We start from the raw sequence: 1,217 nt of genomic DNA on the forward strand, positions 1-1,217 counted from the left end.
CTCACAGAGTCCATGCCTGAAAACAAAATAAGCGTCACGACATTGTCGCCACGCTATAGACTTATAGAATGCTCTTGCCCACCGCTTCACTTCTTAACCGGCTCCCAACGATCCATTGGATCATAGTAGGTGCCACCTTCACATCTAACGTGAACAACGGGTTGCTCACCTTTTTCGGCCTTGTCGATCTGCACGACCTCGCCTTGAATGTGTACGTCTTTGTGTTTCACCGTATCGCCTTTCTTCACTTTCATCACCCCTCTAATAAAAAGCATAAGCCGCCGGCGCTTTGACGCGGCCGGCGTGCGCTCCCAAGGCTCGCCTCTTTCCCGCTGGGATCACGGTGGAACACCGAAAGGAGGAGGATCGGCAGAAGCGGCCTGCTATCGAAAATAGAGGAATAAGCAAATAACAAGCGACCAAATAGGCAGCGATAGCATCAGCCCCGTTACGATGCCTCTTGCGGCGTCCTTTAAGCATCGTATACAATTCTTGCACAATACCATATTAGCACGGGTTGACATGGCTTGTGTTCTCTATTTATTCGCATTTATTTCGCTATTTTTTCGTACTCTTCAAGAGCTTTCTTCCTCCACCGGTAGAAAACATCTTTCGAGACGTTCAACTCTCGCGCCGTTTCGTCCCATGGTTTTCCGTCTAGATAATGGATTCTCAACAGCTTTGCGTACCCCGGCTTGTACGCTTCCAACGCCGCCAGCACCGTATCGATCCGTTCAATCTCCGTTTTCAAGTCCTGGTATTCCGCCACGCGCTCCAGCACAGCATCCAAATCGTCCATTTCCCATCCGCGTGCAGCAATCACCTTCTTGATCTTGCCCCGGATCTCCTGGAGTAACTTTTCATCCTCCTCGTCTGCTCCACGGGTCGGCACCGCCGCCAATTGCGCCCGGGTTCCGGCCGGATATCTCGTAAGGTAGGCATGGGCGACGGACTCCAACTGCTGCTCGCGTTTTGTCAAATACATGTACGACGGCAGGCCGCGCAGCTTTGCATGCAACTCCCGCAGATGATCGTCCTCGTTAAGCCGGCTTACCGTGATACCGGCGCCGACACTATACGTCGATAGGACTTGCAGCCGGGCCTGCTTTTGGCGATATGTGGACAGTTGCTCTATGGCTTGTTGCTCGGTCATCGTGTCAGCCCCTCCTCATTGATCGATCTGAAAAATTCCGCCTCGGTCTCCGACGTCGTCACTT

2 protein-coding genes are annotated in these 1,217 nt (G+C 52.6%); both read right to left on the reverse strand.

Annotation, left to right across the window (positions count from 1 at the left end; translation table 11 throughout):
* Nucleotides 1-86 precede the first annotated feature (86 nt).
* Complete coding sequence (locus tag HR086_RS46955; protein WP_174468923.1) at nucleotides 87-254, reverse strand: hypothetical protein; 168 nt, start codon at nucleotides 252-254, stop codon at nucleotides 87-89.
* 296 nt (nucleotides 255-550) lie between these two features.
* Nucleotides 551-1,153, reverse strand: coding sequence for a sigma-70 family RNA polymerase sigma factor (locus HR086_RS46960; protein ID WP_171450180.1), 603 nt, complete (start codon nucleotides 1,151-1,153; stop codon nucleotides 551-553).
* Nucleotides 1,154-1,217: the final 64 nt, after the last annotated feature.

Origin of the sequence: Myxococcus sp. CA039A (genome assembly GCF_013336645.1) — a bacterium.
In the GTDB taxonomy this organism is placed as follows: domain Bacteria; phylum Myxococcota; class Myxococcia; order Myxococcales; family Myxococcaceae; genus Myxococcus; species Myxococcus llanfairpwllgwyngyllgogerychwyrndrobwllllantysiliogogogochensis.

Excerpts from the sequence above, each read along its gene's own strand:
- HR086_RS46955 (WP_174468923.1), bottom strand. The coding sequence starts at position 254 with ATGAAAGTGAAGAAAGGCGATACGGTGAAACACAAAGACGTACACATT.
- HR086_RS46960 (WP_171450180.1), bottom strand. The coding sequence starts at position 1,153 with ATGACCGAGCAACAAGCCATAGAGCAACTGTCCACATATCGCCAAAAG.